Annotated in this window: 13 protein-coding genes; 6 read left to right on the top strand and 7 right to left on the bottom strand. The window is 73.9% G+C overall.

The annotated features are described in order from the left end of the window. Positions 1–12: 12 nt before the first annotated feature. Both GJ743_RS06135 and pdxR read right to left on the bottom strand, forming a co-directional pair. Positions 13–507, bottom strand: a complete 495-nt coding sequence (locus tag GJ743_RS06135) for a LysM peptidoglycan-binding domain-containing protein (RefSeq protein WP_155051015.1) — start codon at positions 505–507, stop codon at positions 13–15. A 214-nt stretch (positions 508–721) separates the two neighbouring features. After that, the gene (pdxR, locus tag GJ743_RS19225) at positions 722–2,281 is read right to left on the bottom strand and encodes a MocR-like pyridoxine biosynthesis transcription factor PdxR (RefSeq protein WP_196216931.1); all 1,560 of its coding nucleotides are present in this window, start codon (positions 2,279–2,281) and stop codon (positions 722–724) included. A gap of 76 nt (positions 2,282–2,357) precedes the next feature. Here pdxR and GJ743_RS06125 point away from each other — a divergent pair, with 76 nt between their 5' ends. The 5 genes from GJ743_RS06125 (at position 2,358) to GJ743_RS06105 (ending at position 8,118) form a co-directional block, all read left to right on the top strand. Continuing rightward, the gene (locus tag GJ743_RS06125) at positions 2,358–3,083 is read left to right on the top strand and encodes a pyridoxamine 5'-phosphate oxidase family protein (protein WP_196216930.1); all 726 of its coding nucleotides are present in this window, start codon (positions 2,358–2,360) and stop codon (positions 3,081–3,083) included. A 415-nt stretch (positions 3,084–3,498) separates the two neighbouring features. Next, positions 3,499–3,681, top strand: coding sequence for a hypothetical protein (locus GJ743_RS06120; RefSeq protein WP_155051013.1), 183 nt, complete (start codon positions 3,499–3,501; stop codon positions 3,679–3,681). Positions 3,682–3,812: 131 nt separating this feature from the next. Beyond that, a complete protein-coding gene (locus GJ743_RS20130) occupies positions 3,813–6,770 on the top strand; it encodes a helix-turn-helix transcriptional regulator (RefSeq protein ID WP_328288855.1) in 2,958 nt (985 codons plus the stop codon). A 126-nt stretch (positions 6,771–6,896) separates the two neighbouring features. Next, a complete protein-coding gene (locus GJ743_RS06110; RefSeq protein ID WP_155051012.1) occupies positions 6,897–7,433 on the top strand; it encodes a glutathione peroxidase in 537 nt (178 codons plus the stop codon). A gap of 13 nt (positions 7,434–7,446) precedes the next feature. Then, a complete protein-coding gene (locus GJ743_RS06105) occupies positions 7,447–8,118 on the top strand; it encodes a DUF2461 domain-containing protein (RefSeq protein ID WP_155051011.1) in 672 nt (223 codons plus the stop codon). Between the two features lie 36 nt (positions 8,119–8,154). Here the strand turns inward: GJ743_RS06105 and GJ743_RS06100 are convergent, their stop codons facing one another. Further along, positions 8,155–9,690, bottom strand: a complete 1,536-nt coding sequence (locus GJ743_RS06100; protein WP_155051010.1) for a leucyl aminopeptidase — start codon at positions 9,688–9,690, stop codon at positions 8,155–8,157. A gap of 151 nt (positions 9,691–9,841) precedes the next feature. Between GJ743_RS06100 and GJ743_RS06095 the strand changes: the two genes are divergently transcribed. After that, positions 9,842–10,369 carry a DedA family protein gene (locus GJ743_RS06095; protein WP_328288854.1) on the top strand — a complete coding sequence of 176 codons (528 nt, stop codon included), beginning with the start codon at positions 9,842–9,844 and terminating at the stop codon, positions 10,367–10,369. Here the strand turns inward: GJ743_RS06095 and GJ743_RS06090 are convergent. The 4 genes from GJ743_RS06090 to GJ743_RS06075 form a co-directional block, all read right to left on the bottom strand. Continuing rightward, positions 10,357–11,493 (bottom strand): DUF998 domain-containing protein, encoded by a 1,137-nt coding sequence (locus GJ743_RS06090; protein WP_155051009.1) that lies wholly within the window; start codon positions 11,491–11,493, stop codon positions 10,357–10,359. The two genes, GJ743_RS06095 and GJ743_RS06090, sit on opposite strands and share 13 nt — an antisense overlap. Before the next feature lie 61 nt (positions 11,494–11,554). Beyond that, entirely contained in the window at positions 11,555–12,091 is a 537-nt protein-coding gene (locus GJ743_RS06085) for a hypothetical protein (RefSeq protein ID WP_155051008.1), read from the bottom strand. A 45-nt stretch (positions 12,092–12,136) separates the two neighbouring features. Continuing rightward, on the bottom strand, positions 12,137–13,915 hold the full coding sequence (locus GJ743_RS06080) for a hypothetical protein (protein WP_155051007.1): 1,779 nt from the start codon (positions 13,913–13,915) through the stop codon (positions 12,137–12,139). 231 nt (positions 13,916–14,146) lie between these two features. Next, on the bottom strand, positions 14,147–15,106 hold the full coding sequence (locus GJ743_RS06075; protein WP_155051006.1) for a carbohydrate kinase family protein: 960 nt from the start codon (positions 15,104–15,106) through the stop codon (positions 14,147–14,149). Positions 15,107–15,162: the final 56 nt, after the last annotated feature.

The raw sequence follows: 15,162 nt of genomic DNA, 5'->3' as shown, positions 1-15,162 counted from the left end.
GCCGCCCTGCGATCAGTCGACGCCGACCTTCTCCCAGTCGAGGTTGATGACGTCGCCGATGTAGACCGTCTCGCCGAAGTCGTGCACCTGCGGGTTCATCCGCAGGAGCTGCTGCTGCGGCAAGTTGAAGCGTTGCGCGACGTCGAAGAAGCTGTCGCCTGCGACGATCACGTAGCGTTCCGGCTCACCGTTCGCGTCGAGTTCGGGTGTCCCGGTCGCTCCCGGGATCGGTCCGGCGTCGATGGCCGGGCCCCACTCGTAGACGGGCGCGGGGGCGTTCGGCTGTGGATCCGGCGCGGGCGCAGCGCCGGGCTCGGCCGTCGGCGGCGCGGCGGTGACCGTCACGGTGGCCGTCGCCGTGGTCGTGACCGTGGCCGTCACGGTGGCCGGGGCCGCCTCGACCGTCTCGGGCGGCGCGCACCCGGCGAGCAGCATGAGCACGCCGCAGAGCGAGAAGAGCCCGGCCGCGAGCAGGGTCGCGGGCCGCGCGGGTCGTCGATGACGCATGCCGCCCCCAAGTTCGCCGCGGTGTTCGGGACCGCGGACGGGGTCAGGCTAGCGCCGGCGGCGCGACGTGGGAAGTGCGGGCGGGTCGAGGGCCGGCGGGTCGGTCAGGGGCGGTGCGTGCGGATCCCTCATGTGCGCGACGCTGCACATGGGCGGTGGGGGTGCCATGCCGTCGTCGCGGGACCGGTTCGGGCGAGACGGGCTGACGGTCGGATCAGTGAGCACCCTCGACGGCGGCGCGCACGCGCGCGAGCGCGCCCGCGAGCTGCGAGTCGGGCGGCGACGCATAGCCGAGCACGATGCCGGCGGGACCCTCGCCGGGGATCGCCGAGTACTCCGACAGTGGCGCCACGAGGACCCCGTCATCGGCGAGCCGGGTGACGATCCGCGTCGCGACCTCGGCCGTCGGCAGCCCGACGACGGCGTGCAACCCGCCGTCGAGTCCGGAGAGCGGCGCGCCGTCGAGGCCGTCGAGCGCCTCGATGACGAGCTTCCGACGATGCGCGTAGTCGCGACGGGCCGCCGCGATGTGCCGTCGCACGGCGCCGGTCGCGAGCAACTCGGTCATGGCCGCCTGCGCGATGCCCGGCACCGGGCAGGTCTCGTCGTCGCGGACGGCGGCGACGGCCTCGCGCAGCGACGGGTTCGCGGGCAGCACGAGGTAGCCGAGCCGCAGCCATGGCGTCAGCACCTTCGAGAAGCTGCCGATGAGCACCGCGTGCCCCGACCGGTCGAGCGAGGCGAGGGCCGGCAGCGGCGCCCCGACGTGACGGAACTCGCTGTCGTAGTCGTCCTCGAGCACGAGCGCGTCGGATGCCTCGGCCCACTCGAGCAGCGCGAGCCGCGAGGCGACCGGGAGACGACCCCCGAGCGGGTACTGGTGGCTGGGCGTCACGAGCACGGCGTTCGGCGTGGGGCGGATGCCGCGGAGCGCCGCCACGTCGATGCCGTCGCGGTCCACGGGCACGGGAACCGTCTCCAGCGCGCCGCGGCGCGCGAGGACGCGGCGCGCGGAGGGGTAGCCGGGGTGCTCGACGGCGACGCGAGGCGTCCCGTCCACGAGGCTGCGCAGCGCGGACGCGAGCAGCGCCACCGCGTCGCTCGTGCCCGCGGTGACGACGACGTCGTCGGGCGAGCAGGCCACGCCGCGGGCGTGCCGCAGGTGCTCGGCGATCTCGGCGCGAAGGCGGGGCGCACCGAAGGCGGGGGGCGTGTCGTCGGGCACGGCGTCCCGGGCGGCGACCCGCCACGCCGCGCGCCACGCGCGCTCGTCGAGCCGCGCGGTCGACGGTCGTCCGGGCCGCAGGTCCACGATCGCGGTCCGCCCGGTCGGGACGGTCGGCGCGGCTCCGCTCGGCGCAGCACCCGCATCGAGCGTCCGGACGCGTGTCGCCGTCTCGGCCCCGGGTGCCGAGCCGGCCGGAGCACCGCGCGGCGCGGCGGCTCGGGCGGACGCGGCAGTCGCGTGTGCGGCGGGCGCCGGAGCCGCCTCGGGCGCCGCAGAACCGGCGGGCGCCGGTGGCATGGCCAGCGGCGCGACGCGCGTGGGCGCGCCCTGGCGCACCTCGAGGTACCCCTCGCCGGCGAGCTGGTCGTAGGCGGCGACGACCGAGCTGCGGGCGACGCCGAGCTCCGCCGCGAGCGCACGCGTCGAGGGCAGCGGATCGCCCGTCTGCAGCGCGCCCGCGAGGATGCCCCGGCGCAGGCCCTCGACGAGCTGCACGCCGAGCGGGCGTTCGTCGTCGCGGTCGATGGTGAGCAGCGGTCCGTCCATCGAATCCTCACTGGACTGCTCGTTTGTACGAGAACTGGTCTGCTCACCATACCAGCGGCGCGCGCACACTGGTCGCATGACCACCACCACGCCGAGCCCGACCGTCGGAACCGCGCCAGCCCCGGCCCGTCGCATCCGCCGCCTCCCCGACCGCGAGACCGTCGACCGCTTCGCGCTCCACGAGCTCCTCGACGCCGAGCTCGTCGGGCACCTCGCGGTCGTCTCCGGCGGTGTGCCGGTCGTCGTCCCGATGGGCTACGCCCGCGTCGGCGAGCACCTGGTGCTGCACGGCTCGACCGGGGGAGGATTCGCGCTGCGCGCGGCATCCGCTCGCACGCCCGTCGCCTTCGCCGTGACCGCGCTCGACGGCCTGGTCTACGCCCGCTCGCTCTTCGACAGCTCGATGAACTACCGCAGCGCGACCGTGCAGGGCGTGCTCGAGCCGGTCCCCGAGTCCGAGGCGGATGCCGCGCTGCTCGCGCTGTCCGAACGGCTCATGCCGGGGCGGTCGGCCGAGGTGCGCGGCATGCGCCGCAAGGAGGTCGCCGCGACGCGCGTGCTGCGGCTCGCGCTCGACGACGTGGTCATGAAGCAGCGCTCTGGCGGCCCGTCCGAGGAGGAGGACGACGGCGAGGACCACGCGACCTGGGCGGGCGTGGTGCCGCTCGAACGGCGCTGGGGGGCGCCGATCGCCTCAGGGCTGACCCCTGAGGGAGCACCCGTGCCGGAATCGGTGCTCGCGCTGGCGACGCGTTCCTCGCCTCGGGCCACGCTCGACGAGGCGTCGGATCCGGCCGCCTGAGGTGCCTCAGGGCCCGGCGGTCGGCGGAGATACGCCGAACTCCCGATGAACGCCCGCTACCTCAGGGCGCACCATCGTGTCATCGCCCGGTCCACGTGCCGGGCGGGGGAAGCCAGAAGGAATCCACGAGGACCAGAACGGAAGGAGGTGCGTGATGTTCGCAGCGATGATCGTGCTCGGGCTCGTCACGGCGGGGGCCGTGATCGCGTCGGTGATCCAGTTCCGCAAGGACGGCTACCACCGCATGCCCACCCTGTCGCACTGAGGTCGGATCGACCCGGACATCCGCATCCGACCGAGCGGGGCCCTGAGGACCGCCTCAGGGCCCCGCACCACGGAAATAGGGACATCTCCCGATGATCCGCTCCCACCTCAGGGAGGAGTCTCGGACCATCATCCGGACCAGGAGGAGACCATGGACTACTCAGCAGGATTCGTCGCCCAGCAGGTGCACGAGGTGAACCTGCTCGGCGCCGAGCAGCGGATCGCGCACGCGCAGGCCGCCGCCGAGCGCGAGGCCGAGGCGCCCGCCGCCGGACGCGGCCGCCGCGTCCGGGCGCCGCACCGCCGCTTCCACCTGCCGCAGTTCGCGCGGTGAGCGCGAACCCGCACGGCGGAGCGCAGGCGACCGCCGAGACCGCCGGCACCGCCGGGGGCGACCGCGGCACGGCACGGCGCCGGCCCGAGGGGGCCGGCGCCGTTGTCGTCGGTGCGTGGGACGATATGTACGTGACCAGCTCTTCGTCGAGCCCGACGATGATCGCCCGCGACGCCGAGCTCGAGTGGCTCAACAGCCTGCTCGACGGCGTGCGCGCGGGCACGCCCGCGACCGCCGTCGTCGGCGGCGAGGCCGGCATCGGCAAGTCGCGCCTGATGTCCGAGTTCATCGCGGGCCTCGGTCCCGACGTCCGCCTGATCCTCGGCCAGTGCGTCGACCTCGGCGACGTCGCGGCGCCCTACGCACCCGTGAAGGGCGCGCTCCGCCAGCTCGTGGCGCAGGTCGGCGCGGAGCGCGCGCTCGAGGCCGTGGGTCCGGGCCGTGCGGCGCTCATCGCACTGCTCCCCGAGCTCGCGGCATCCGACGCCGTGACCCCGGGCGAGATCGTCGTCACGCCGGGCGGCGCCGGCAGCGGCCAGCTGCACGAGGCCGTCGCGGTGCTGCTCGAGACCCTCTCGCAAGACCTGCCGATCGTGCTCGTCATCGAAGACCTGCACTGGGCCGATGCGGCGACCCTCGCGCTGCTGCGCTTCCTGCTGCGCTCGCTCGGCTCGAGCCGCCTCCTCATGCTCCTGACCTATCGCACCGACGACGTCACGCGCGGCCACCCGCTCCGCCTGTTCCTCTCCGAGGCCGAGCGCGACCGGTGGGTCGAGCGACGCGAACTCGAGCGCTTGAACGAGACCGAGGTGCGCGCGCTGGTCGGCACACTCATCGAAGACGAGGCGCCGAGCGACCGCGTGCTCGAGGCGGTGTTCCGCCGCAGCGACGGGGTGCCGTTCTTCGTCGAAGAACTGGTCGGCATCGACGGGTGCCGCGACGAGGGCTTCGTGCCCGGCACGCTGCGCGACCTGCTGCTCGCCAGGTACGAGCGCCTCTCCGACGAGGCTCAGGAGCTCCTGCGCCTGCTCTCCACGGGCGGCGTGCGCGTGCCGCACGCCCTGCTCGCGGCGGTGTATCGCCGAAGCGACGAGGAACTCGAGACGGCCGCCCGCGAAGCGGTCACCTACGGCGTGCTCGTGATCGACGGCGACGACTATGCGTTCCGGCACGCGCTCGTGCGCGAGGCGATCCTGGCCGACCTGCTGCCCGGCGAACGCGCGAGGTTCCACGCTCGGTACGCCGAGGCGTACGAGGCGCAGGCCGCCGCGGGCGGGCGTCGGCTCGCGGCCGAGATCTCGTACCACTGGCTCGGCGCGCGCGACCCGGTGCGGGCGTTCCCCGCGACGATCCAGGCGATGCGCGAGGCGCGCGCGGCGGTGGCGTACGCGACCTCCTCGCAGCTCGGCGAACGCGCGCTGGAGTTGTGGGACACGGTGCCCGACGCCGAGCGGATCGCGGGAATGACCAAGCTCGAGCTCATGGGCCGCACCGCCTCGCAGCTCCGCCACGCCGGCGAGGGCGAGCGCAGCCTCGCGATGGTCAAGCTCGCGCTCGCCGAATGCCCGCGCACCGACCCGCAGTACGCTCGGCTGCTGCGCGACAAGGCGCTCTACCTCGCCAACGTCGGGCGCGGCGGTTCGATCGAGATCCTCGAAGAGTCGCTCGCCGCGATCACCGACGACGATTCCGACGACCTCCGTGCGACGGTCATGACCGGGCTCGCCGGGCGTCTCATGATCGAGGCGCGCATCGACGAGGCCGTCGAGATGGCCGACGCCGCCTACGAGCTCGCCAGCTCCCTCGAGTTCGACCGGTACGCCTCCGTCGCGATGAACATCAGCGCGGTCAGCCGCGCGTCGCGCGGCGAGGTCGAGCGCGCGCTCGACGACATGGAGCGTGCGCGCGAACTCGCCCACGGAGACGGCGCCGCACTGCTGCGGTACTGGGTGAACGCGTCCGACCTCCGCCACCTCGTGGGTGACTTCCCCGAGGCGGTCCGCCTCGCGGAAGAGGGTCTCGCACGTGCCCGCGCGCAGGGCGTCGAGCGCAGCTCGGGAGTGATCCTCGCGTCGAACGCCGTCGACCCGCTGTTCGCGCTCGGGGAGTGGGAACGTGCCGACGCGCTCATCGAGCGTGCGCTCGCGCTCGACCCGCCCGGCCCGGTCCGCACCTACCTCGAGCGTGCGAAGCTCTGGGCGCTGGTCTGGCGCGGCGACGCCGAGCACGCGGCCGCGCTCTTCCGCCAGGTGCGTCCGGCGATGGCGCCCGTGATGCAGGTCGAGATGCAGACGCGGCTCGCGGTGGGCCGCGTGGCAGTCGAGATCGCGCTCGCGGTCGGCGACCTGTCGCAGGCCTGGCGCGACGGTCGGAGCGTGCTGCACGAGACGGTCCTGCCGCTCGCCGGCTACGCCGAACCGCTGCTGTGGGCGCTCGCCCGGGTCATCGCCGCGGTCCGCGCCGACCCGGCGCGCGTCTCCGAGGCCGAGGCCGCCGAGATCCTCGCCGCCGAACCCGAGGTCCGCGCGCTCATCGACCGGCTCTCGTTCTGGCCGACGCATGCGCTCTGGAGGGCGTTCGTCGAAGCCGAGTTCGACCCGACGGATGCCGCGTGGCGGGTCGCCGCCGAGCAGGCGAGGGCCGATACCGCGCCGAGGTTCCTCCGCCCGTACGCCCTGCTGCGACTCGGCGAGGCGCTGCTCGAGGCCGGTGAACGCCAGGCGGCCCGCGACGCGCTGCAGGAGGCGTTCGACGGTGCCGTCGAGGGCGGCGTCACGGCCATCCAGACGCGCACCGCGCGCGTCGCGATGCAGGCAGGGCTCGCGCTCGACGGCGCGACGCACCGCGACACCGAGCAGGGCGCCACGGGGGTCGCCGGCACCGATGACCCGGCCGATGCCGTGGCCGAACTCACCGCGCGCGAGCGGCAGGTGCTCGACCTGATCGCCGAGGGCCTCAGCAACCGGCAGATCGGCGAGCGGCTCTACATCAGCGGCAAGACGGCGAGCGTGCACGTGTCGGCGATCCTCCGCAAGCTCGGCGCGTCGAGCCGGACCGAAGCGGTCTACCTGGCGCGCGCGACGCGCTGACGCTGACGCGCACGCGCCGTGCCGGCGGTGAGCCCGCGCAACCGGAGCCCCGCCCCCGGAACTGCGAGCCGACTCCCAGTGCACCGCGGTAGCGTGGGCGCACCCCGACCCGAGGAGCAGCGACGCATGACCGAGCTCGAGACGATCCCGTTCCGCACCATGTCCGGCGAGACCCGCACCCTGGGCGACTGGTCCGGCCAGGTGAGGCTCGTCGTGAACGTGGCATCCCGCTGCGGGCTCTCCCCGCAGTACGGCGGGCTCGAGGAGCTGCAGCGCACCTACGGCGACCGCGGATTCACCGTGCTCGGGTTCCCGAGCAACCAGTTCCTGCAGGAGCTCTCCACGAACGAGGCCGTCAGCGAGTACTGCTCGACCACGTGGGGCATCACCTTCCCGATCCTCGACCGCGTGAAGGTCAACGGGCGGGGCGAGGCCCCGCTCTACACCGAATTGAAGCAGGCGGCGGATGCCTCCGGCAAGGCCGGCCGGGTCGCCTGGAACTTCGAGAAGTTCCTCGTCCTCCCCGACGGCGAGGTCCGCCGGTTCCGCCCGACGGTGGAGCCCGACGACCCGGCGATCATCACCGCGATCGAGTCGGCCCTTCCCGACGCCGCCGGCCGCGGTGCGGGCGACGCAGGGGCCGGCCGGTCCGCAGCCGAGTGAGCCGGGGCCGATCGTGACCGCGGATCGTTCGCCCGACGGGTCGACGGGCCCCGGCGACGGGTTCGCGCCCGACGAGCGCCTCTTCCCGCCCGAGGCCTTCGCCTTCTACGCCGGCCTCGGAGCCGACAACTCGCGCGAGTGGTGGCAGGCGCACCGCTCCGACTACGAGCGATTCGTCCGGATGCCGCTGGAACGGCTGGCGGCGGTCGCCGGCGAGCGCTACGGCCCGGCGAAGGTGTTCCGACCGAACCGCGACGTCCGCTTCAGCGCCGACAAGTCGCCGTACAAGCTCAACGGTGCGATGACCGCCGGCCGCGTCGGCGGCGTCTACGTCTCGATCTCGGTCGAGGGGCTGCACGCCGGCGGCGGCCTCTACGAGCCCTCGCGGGAGCAGTTGCAGCGCGCCCGCGAGGCGATCGCGGCCGACGGGCCGGCCGCTGCCGCGCTCGCCGAGATCGTGAGGTCGATCGAGCACGACGGGCTCGAGCTCGCCGGGCCGTTCCTCAAGACCGCGCCCCGCGGGTTCGATCGCGAGCACCCGCGCATCCGCCTCCTGCGGTTGACGCACTTCGCCGGCCTCGCCACCCTCCCGCCCGAGGCGACCATGGCCGACCTCGATCGCGTCTGGCACGCCGTCGAGCCGCTGCTCGGCTGGGTCGGCACGCACGCCGAGCCCGCCGTCTGACGGCGGCGCGCCGCCGGCGGCCGCCCGCGGCATCCGTCACCCGACCGGCGTGAAGCCCCTGGCGACTTCGACGAGCAGTCGCGCGCCGTAGCCCGTCGCACCCTTGGAGCGCCACGAATCGTCGCCGTCGGCGCTCATCGTGCCGGCGATGTCGAGGTGCGCCCACGGGGTGTCGCCGACGAACTCGGCGAGGAAGAGCGCCGCAGTCGTCGCACCGGCGTTCACGCCGCCGAGGTTGGCGATGTCGGCGACGTCGGAGTCCATGAGCTTGCGGTACTTGCGCACGAGCGGGAACTGCCACGTCGCCTCGTCCGTCGCGTCGCCCGCCTCGACCAGGCGGTCGACGAGCGGCTGGCTGGTGCCGAGCACGACCGAGTGCGTCTCGCCGAGCGCGCGCAGCGCGCTGCCCGTGAGCGTTGCGATGTCGACGATCGCGTCGACGCCCTCCTCGGTCGCGAGCACGAGGCCGTCCATGAGCACCAGCCGCCCCTCGGCGTCGGTGTTCTTCACCTCGACGGTCTTGCCGCCGCGCGCGGTGAGCACGTCGCCGAGCTTGTAGGCCGAGCCCGACGGCATGTTGTCGGTGCACATCAGCCAGCCCGTCACGCGGGCGGTCGCGCCGAGTTCGCGGAGCGCCGTGAACGCGCCGAGCACCGCAGCCGCTCCGCCCATGTCCATCTTCATGAGCAGGTGCATGGGGTCGCTCGGCTTCAGGCTGATGCCGCCCGAGTCGTACATGATGCCCTTGCCGACGAGCCCGAGGTGCCCGGTCGCCGTGCCCTCGGGCAGGTAGTCGAGCACGATTATGCGCGGTTCCTCCGCGCTCGCCGCGTTGACGCCGAGGATGCCGCCGCAGCCGAGCTCGATGAGCTGCTCTCGGTCGAACACCTCGACGTCGAATCCGAAGCGGCCGCCGAGCAGCTCGGCGACGTCGGCCAGGTCGCTCGCCGTGAGGTGACTCGGGGGCGTGTTCGCGAGGTCGCGCGCGAGCGCGGTCGCGCGCGCGGCGACGACGCCCTCGGCGATGCCGCCGGATGCCGCTTCCCCGTCCACACCGTCGAGGAGGAGCTCGACCCGCTCGAGCGCGGGTTCCCGCGCCTCGGCCTTGAGCGCGTCGTAGCGGTAGCGCCCGAGCAGCACGCCCTCCGTGAGCGCACGCGCCGCGGCCGCGGCATCCGTCGACCCGATCGAGGGCACGCGAAGCCCGACGGTCGTCGCCTTCTTCGCCGCCCGGACGAACGCCGCGCCCGCATCGCGGAGCGTGGCCTCCGTCGCCTCGGGCTCGGGGCCGCCGCCGACGACGATGATGAGGCTGTGGCCGGGCTGCGGCAGCATGAGCGTCTGGCCGGGCTTGGCCTCGAAGCCGGCGCGGGCCAGCGCCTCGCGATCGAGCCCGATGCCCTCGGGGAGCGGGCCTTCGTCGAAGACGAGCACGCCGATCGCATCGAGACCGGCGCCGCCCGTTCCGCCGCCGAACTCCTCGACTGCCGAGATCTGCACACCGTCGTACGCCTCGAGCGAGGGGACGGGCGAGAAGCCCTCGGAGATGAGCTTGACCGGGTTCCGCGTCATGATGTTCCCTCCACACGTTCGGGTCCGACAGTATCGGGGCACCGCCGGGCCCGGAAGGGACCGCGACGATAGACTCGGGGAGTACCCACGACCGCGACGTCCGGGCGGCGGTCGCCGCCCCCGGCGGTCGACGACGGCGACAGGCGGTGCGGTGGAGATCTTCGAGGGCTGGCCCCTTCCGGCGGCGATCGGCGCCCTGTTCGTGATCGTGCTGCTCCGTGCCGGAGGCACCTACGCACTCGGTCGGGGCTCGCGCGCCGGCGTCAAGCGGCTGCTCGAACGGCGGGGGCGGATGGCTCCGCAGCTCGCTCGCGCGGAGGCCGTGATCGAACGGTTCGGCGCCCCGGTCGTCGCCCTGTCGTTCCTCACCGTCGGGTTCCAGACCGCCGTCAACCTCGCGGCGGGCGTGCTGCGGATGCCGCTCGTGAAGTACATCCCGGCCCTCCTCGTCGGGGGTGCCATGTGGGCGACGCTCTACGGCGTGCTCGGACTCGCGACGGTGAACGCGATCATCCAGGCCGCTCAGCGCGACCCGGTCGCAGCGATCGTCAGCGTGCTCGCGGTCGCGGCCCTGCTCGTGCTCATCGAGTTCGCCACGCGCAAGGCGCGCGCGATCTCGGCCCGGCACGCCGACGCGGTCGAGCCGATCCTGCCCGACGAGGCCGGTCAGACCGAGTAGCCGCCGTCGTACGAGGCGGTGGCGTCGTGCCGCGCGAGCGCGTTCACGAACCGGATGAACACCGAGATCCAGCCGAATATCGTCGCGAACGCCAGCAGTTCGAACGCGGTCAGGTTGTAGTAGCCGACCGGCTCGAACAGGACCGCGCCGCCGAGCAGCAGCGCGGCGCCGCCGCCGCAGAACCAGAAGAACCGGCCCGGCATGCCGGCGAGCGTCCACGGCGCGGTGAGCAGCATCGCGAGGAACGACAGCGACATCCCGATCGCGCACGTGTTGTGCAGTGCGAGATTCACGTCGAACGGGAACACGCCCACCCCGGCGAGCATGACGCCCATGACGATGAACGCGACCGAGATGAACCTCGGAGCCCACGCGTGCCGGAGCACCCCCTGCTGCACCAGTGTCGTGAGGTCGCGGTCGACGTAGAGCGCGAACGTGGTGACGAAGGCGCCCGCGACGATGAGCGCGAGGTTGAACAGGCCGCTCGAGAAGTCGTTCGCCGTGCCGAGCTTGCTGAAGTGGTACTCCCACCACTGCGGGTCCTGCGCGGTGGCCATGCTCGCGAGCGTCGCCGACGCCATGAAGAACACCAGGAGCGTCGCGAGCCGGTTCGTCGTGATCGCCGACACCGACAGGTAGATCCAGTACCCGGCGAGGCCGGCGGACGCCGCGACCGCGCCGGTGCCCGTCAGCGCGTCGACCACGAGGCCCTCGAAGGTGCGCTGCAGCATCGTGTAGGTGACGACCGTGAGGATCGCCGCGATGATGCCGTGCACGGTCGAGACCGTCGCGACGTCGAGTGAGAACTTCCACGGCCGCAGCTCGTGGCGCCATTCCTGACCGGGGAGGTTCCGCGAGCGCCAGTACCCGATCGCGCCCAGCAGGATGCCGCTGGCGAGCACGCCGATCGCCGCGACCGCGCCGACCGACCAGCCGCCCCAGAGCGGCCAGACGTCGCCGGCGAAGAACACGGCGGCCACGAGCCCGGTCAGTGCCGCGGCGATGAGCCCGCCGACGACCGATTCGGTCTCGACGGCGACACGACGCCCGACGGGCGCCTCGATGGCGACGGGGGCGCCGGGCGACGGATCCGCAACGCGTGCGGCCTGCGATGACGCGGTCATGTCGTCATGCTAGGGACGCGCGCCCCGTCGCGGGAAGAGCCCGGTGCGCCCGGTCAGCGGTTCAACCCGCGGAGCACTGGTTGTAGTTCTGGCTGCCGCCGTCGCGCCGCTTGGTCACGAATCCGGCCGTGTCGCCCTCGATGGCTACGCCCGAGACAGCCGTGACGGTCGCCGTCACCGTGCCGTGCTGGTTGTTGCCGAGGTTGAAATTGATCGAGAACTCGCCCACGAACGTCGTGCCGGTGCCCGTGATCGTGTAGGTCGTGCCGCTCTGGCTGGTCGGAGTGAAGTTCGGCGTGGCGGTGAACCCGCCCTGACCGGAGTGCGAGAGCACGATCTGGACCACGGATCCGACCGGAAGGTTCGGGAGGGTCACGCTGATCGTGCCGGTCGCGCCCGACCCCGCACAGCTGCCGACGACGGATGCCGACGACGTGCCGGCGCTCGCGGCGTACGCCGGAGCGGGTGCGGCGACGAGGACGGCGGGCACGCTCCACGCGGCCGCCTTCGCGAGGCTCCGACGGCTCATCCCGCGGGCATCACCGTTCGGCTCGGTGTTCAGGTCGTTCAACGCGTCCCCCGATCGCTGCAAAAGCATGAATCGCGAGTCTAACCCGCGGAGGCGACCGTTCGGAACGGGTTGCTAATCGGCAGCGACGGCCCCGCGTTGGGAGCGCGGTGCTGCCGGGTCGGAGGACTTCGCACTGGAGGTGTCGATCGAGGCACCGCCGGCGGTGACCGACGTCGAGCTGTATCCGATCGTGAGGCCGTTGATGGACCCGCGGACGGCGAAGTTCGCCGTGCCCGTCGCGTCGAGCACGCCCTGGATGAGCACGCTGCCATTGTCGAAGACGGTGAACGACGCGCCCGGCGGACCGGTGACCGTGAGCGGGCGCCACCCGGCGTCGCCCGGGTCGCCGAGGGTGAACGAGAGCGCGCCTCCGGGCTGACCCGGCCCGGCGACCGGGGTGCTCACGCCGTCGTCGGGGGTCGGGGCCGGCGGGCCTCCGGGCTCCGGCTGCGGCGCAGGAGCGGCGTCGGAGCCCGTCCCGGGATCGGCCGCTCCCGGCGAGTCCGCGCCGACGGGCGGGGCTGCTGCATCGGGGGTCGCATCCGGCGCGGCCGTCGTCGGCGGCGCAGTGGGATCTTCACCGTCGGGCGTCGGCCCAGGATCGGCGGGAACGTCCGTCGAGATGATCTCCGGGGGAGCCCCGGCGGCAGGAGGGGCCGAGATGTCGGCCGAGCCGGCATCGGCGGTGACCGACGAGTCGAGCGAGCGGAGCCCTGGCACCCCGCCGGAGATCGCCGCCACGATCACGACCGCGGCGGCCGCTGCGGCGAGCGTGGCGGACGTCGCGATGAGTGCGGTGCGGGGACGGCGACGCGCCGTTCGGGCGAGGTTCGCGACCACTGCTCCGGCGCCGCCCGCTGCGGGGGTCGTCGCAGTCGCCGCGCCCGTCATCGACGCCGAAGCCGACGCCGCGCCTGCCGCGCCTGCCGTGCCTGCGGCCACGCCCGCCGTCGCACCGACGGTCGCAGCGAAGGCCGCCCGTTCACGCGGGACCGCAGGGATCGGGCCGAGGACGTCGGCCGTCGAGCCCGCGCGGGTCGCCTCGAGGAACGCGATGCCGGACGGGCCGCCGAGGACGAGCAGCGGGACGAGCCCGACGAGCCGGTGGGCGAGGGCCGCCGCGGGCAGCGCCGCGGCGCGGCATCCGTCGCAGGTGTCGATATGGGCCCGCACTCGCCCGGGGATCCGGCGCCCTCCGGCACCCGGAGCGCCGACCTCGGCGAGCACGCCGTCGCAGTCGCTGCCCGCCGGAACCGTGGCGGCGACCTGGCGGACCCAGGCGTTCCGGATGCCCTCGTGGGCGGTCGCGACGAGTCCCTCGGTCTCGGTCGGAGTGAGCGCGAGCTCGGCGGCGAGGTCGACCGATGGGAGTCCGTCGATCTCGGCGAGCCAGACGGCTTCCTGCGCAGCGGAGCCGAGCGAGGTGAATGCGACCGCGATCGCCTCGCCGTCATCGAGGCCGGCCGGAAGATCGGCCCGGTACCACTCCGCGGGCGAGAGGAGCGCGAGAGCGGGGCCGACACCCGACGCGCCGCGGCCATCGGCTGCGGCAGCGGCCTCGCGCACGGCCGCGAGCACGTGCGGGCGCATCGCGCCGATCGGCGCATCGCCGGCGAGGATCGCGGCCGAGAACCGTGCCGCCGCGGCCTCGACGACGAACTCGACGTCGGCCGATCCCGGGGTCGCGGCCGCTGCTGCTGCGGCGGCCGCCTCGTGGCGGTGCCAGAGCCGCGACCCGGCGAAGCCGTCTCCCGCGCGCGCCGAGGCGACGAGCTGGTCGTCGGTCGGCGTGGCGACGATGGGGAGCGCGAGCGGCGAGGTGGCCGGATGGCCGCCGGCGGCATCGGGCATGCCACTCCTCTCGTCGCGCCGTTCGCGCGGGTCGGCGCGTGGCGTCCGACGGGCGTCTCGTGGCGCGCGCCGGGGAACTGGGGCTCGCCTCCGGCGTGGCGTGGTGCCGAGATCGGGTTCCGCGGGGGTGGGCGCCGATCGGGGGTGCGCACCGCGCCGATGTCGCCATCAGCGGTTGGCCCGAGTCTACGACCCGGTGCGGGGGCGGATGCAATACCCCCGTTCGGCGGGTCAGCTTCCGAGTTCGGGCGAACTCGCCCCCGTGCGAAGCAGTGCGCCCTCGTGGCGCACGGTCGCCGCCGCGATGGTCATCGCCTCGCCGAGCGCCTCGCGCCAGGCCTCCGAGTCCGTCGGCACGCTGTCACGGGCGATGTGGTGGACGATCGCCGCGAGCGTCGCGTCGCCCGCCCCCATCGTGTCGATCACCCGGCCGGGGAGGTCGACGATGTCGGCGTGGACCTCGAGGTCGCCGTGGTGCACGTCGGCGCCGCGCCGCCCCGCGGTGGCGAGCACGGCCGGGCCGCCGCGGCCGTCGTCACTGCCGCCGCGGCCGTCGCCGCCGCCGCCGCCCGAGCGGAGCCGCGCGACGAACGCATCGAGCGGTTCGCGCGCGAGGAGCTCCGCATCCTCGTCGCCGGCCTTCACGAGCAGCGAGCGGGCGGCGACACGCTCGAACGCGGCGAGGAACGCGTCCCGGTCGCGGAGCATCCCCTCGCGCGGGTTGCCGTCGACGATGAGCCGCTGCTCGGGGTCGGCGACCGCGTCGAGCAATGCGTCGACCTGTTCGGCGTCGTCGAACGGGTAGCAGCTCACGACGACGAGGTCGGCGTCGCCGAGCGCCTCGAGCGTCGCCGCGTCGAATGACAACCGACGATGCCGAGCGGCGTCGTTGAACACGTAGCGCGGCTCGCCGCCCTCGCTCCGGTCGGAGACGGCCCGCGAGGTCCCGAGCGCCGACGGGCTCTCGACCAGCTGCACGTCGTAGTCGGCGAGGAAGGCGCGGATGCGCGTCGCCGGTTCGTCGTCGCCGAGCATCGCGACGAGGGTGACGCGCTCGCCGAGCAGCGCGAGGCCGACCGCGACGTTGAGCGCGGCGCCGCCGACGAACTCGCGGGAGCCCGTGGGGTCGCGCAACTCGTCGATCAGGGCGTCGCCCACGACCGTGATCCGTGCGGCGTTCGGCTGCGTCATCCGCTCGACCTCCCTGTCCGAGGGCCGGGACGGGGGAGTCACCGGCGATCCGTCCC

The sequence above is a fragment of the Agromyces bracchium genome, assembly GCF_009709675.1.
In the GTDB taxonomy this organism is placed as follows: Bacteria; Actinomycetota; Actinomycetes; order Actinomycetales; family Microbacteriaceae; genus Agromyces; species Agromyces bracchium.
Note: the sequence above shows the minus strand (reverse complement) of the source record. Positions and strands in the feature narration are given on the sequence as shown.

Excerpts from the sequence above, each read along its gene's own strand:
- GJ743_RS06125 (WP_196216930.1), top strand. The coding sequence starts at position 2,358 with ATGACCACCACCACGCCGAGCCCGACCGTCGGAACCGCGCCAGCCCCG.
- GJ743_RS06110 (WP_155051012.1), top strand. The coding sequence starts at position 6,897 with ATGACCGAGCTCGAGACGATCCCGTTCCGCACCATGTCCGGCGAGACC.
- GJ743_RS06100 (WP_155051010.1), bottom strand. The coding sequence starts at position 9,690 with ATGACGCGGAACCCGGTCAAGCTCATCTCCGAGGGCTTCTCGCCCGTC.
- GJ743_RS06075 (WP_155051006.1), bottom strand. The coding sequence starts at position 15,106 with ATGACGCAGCCGAACGCCGCACGGATCACGGTCGTGGGCGACGCCCTG.
- pdxR (WP_196216931.1), bottom strand. The coding sequence starts at position 2,281 with ATGGACGGACCGCTGCTCACCATCGACCGCGACGACGAACGCCCGCTC.
- GJ743_RS06120 (WP_155051013.1), top strand. The coding sequence starts at position 3,499 with ATGGACTACTCAGCAGGATTCGTCGCCCAGCAGGTGCACGAGGTGAAC.
- GJ743_RS06085 (WP_155051008.1), bottom strand. The coding sequence starts at position 12,091 with ATGCTTTTGCAGCGATCGGGGGACGCGTTGAACGACCTGAACACCGAG.
- GJ743_RS06080 (WP_155051007.1), bottom strand. The coding sequence starts at position 13,915 with ATGCCCGATGCCGCCGGCGGCCATCCGGCCACCTCGCCGCTCGCGCTC.
- GJ743_RS06135 (WP_155051015.1), bottom strand. The coding sequence starts at position 507 with ATGCGTCATCGACGACCCGCGCGGCCCGCGACCCTGCTCGCGGCCGGG.
- GJ743_RS06090 (WP_155051009.1), bottom strand. The coding sequence starts at position 11,493 with ATGACCGCGTCATCGCAGGCCGCACGCGTTGCGGATCCGTCGCCCGGC.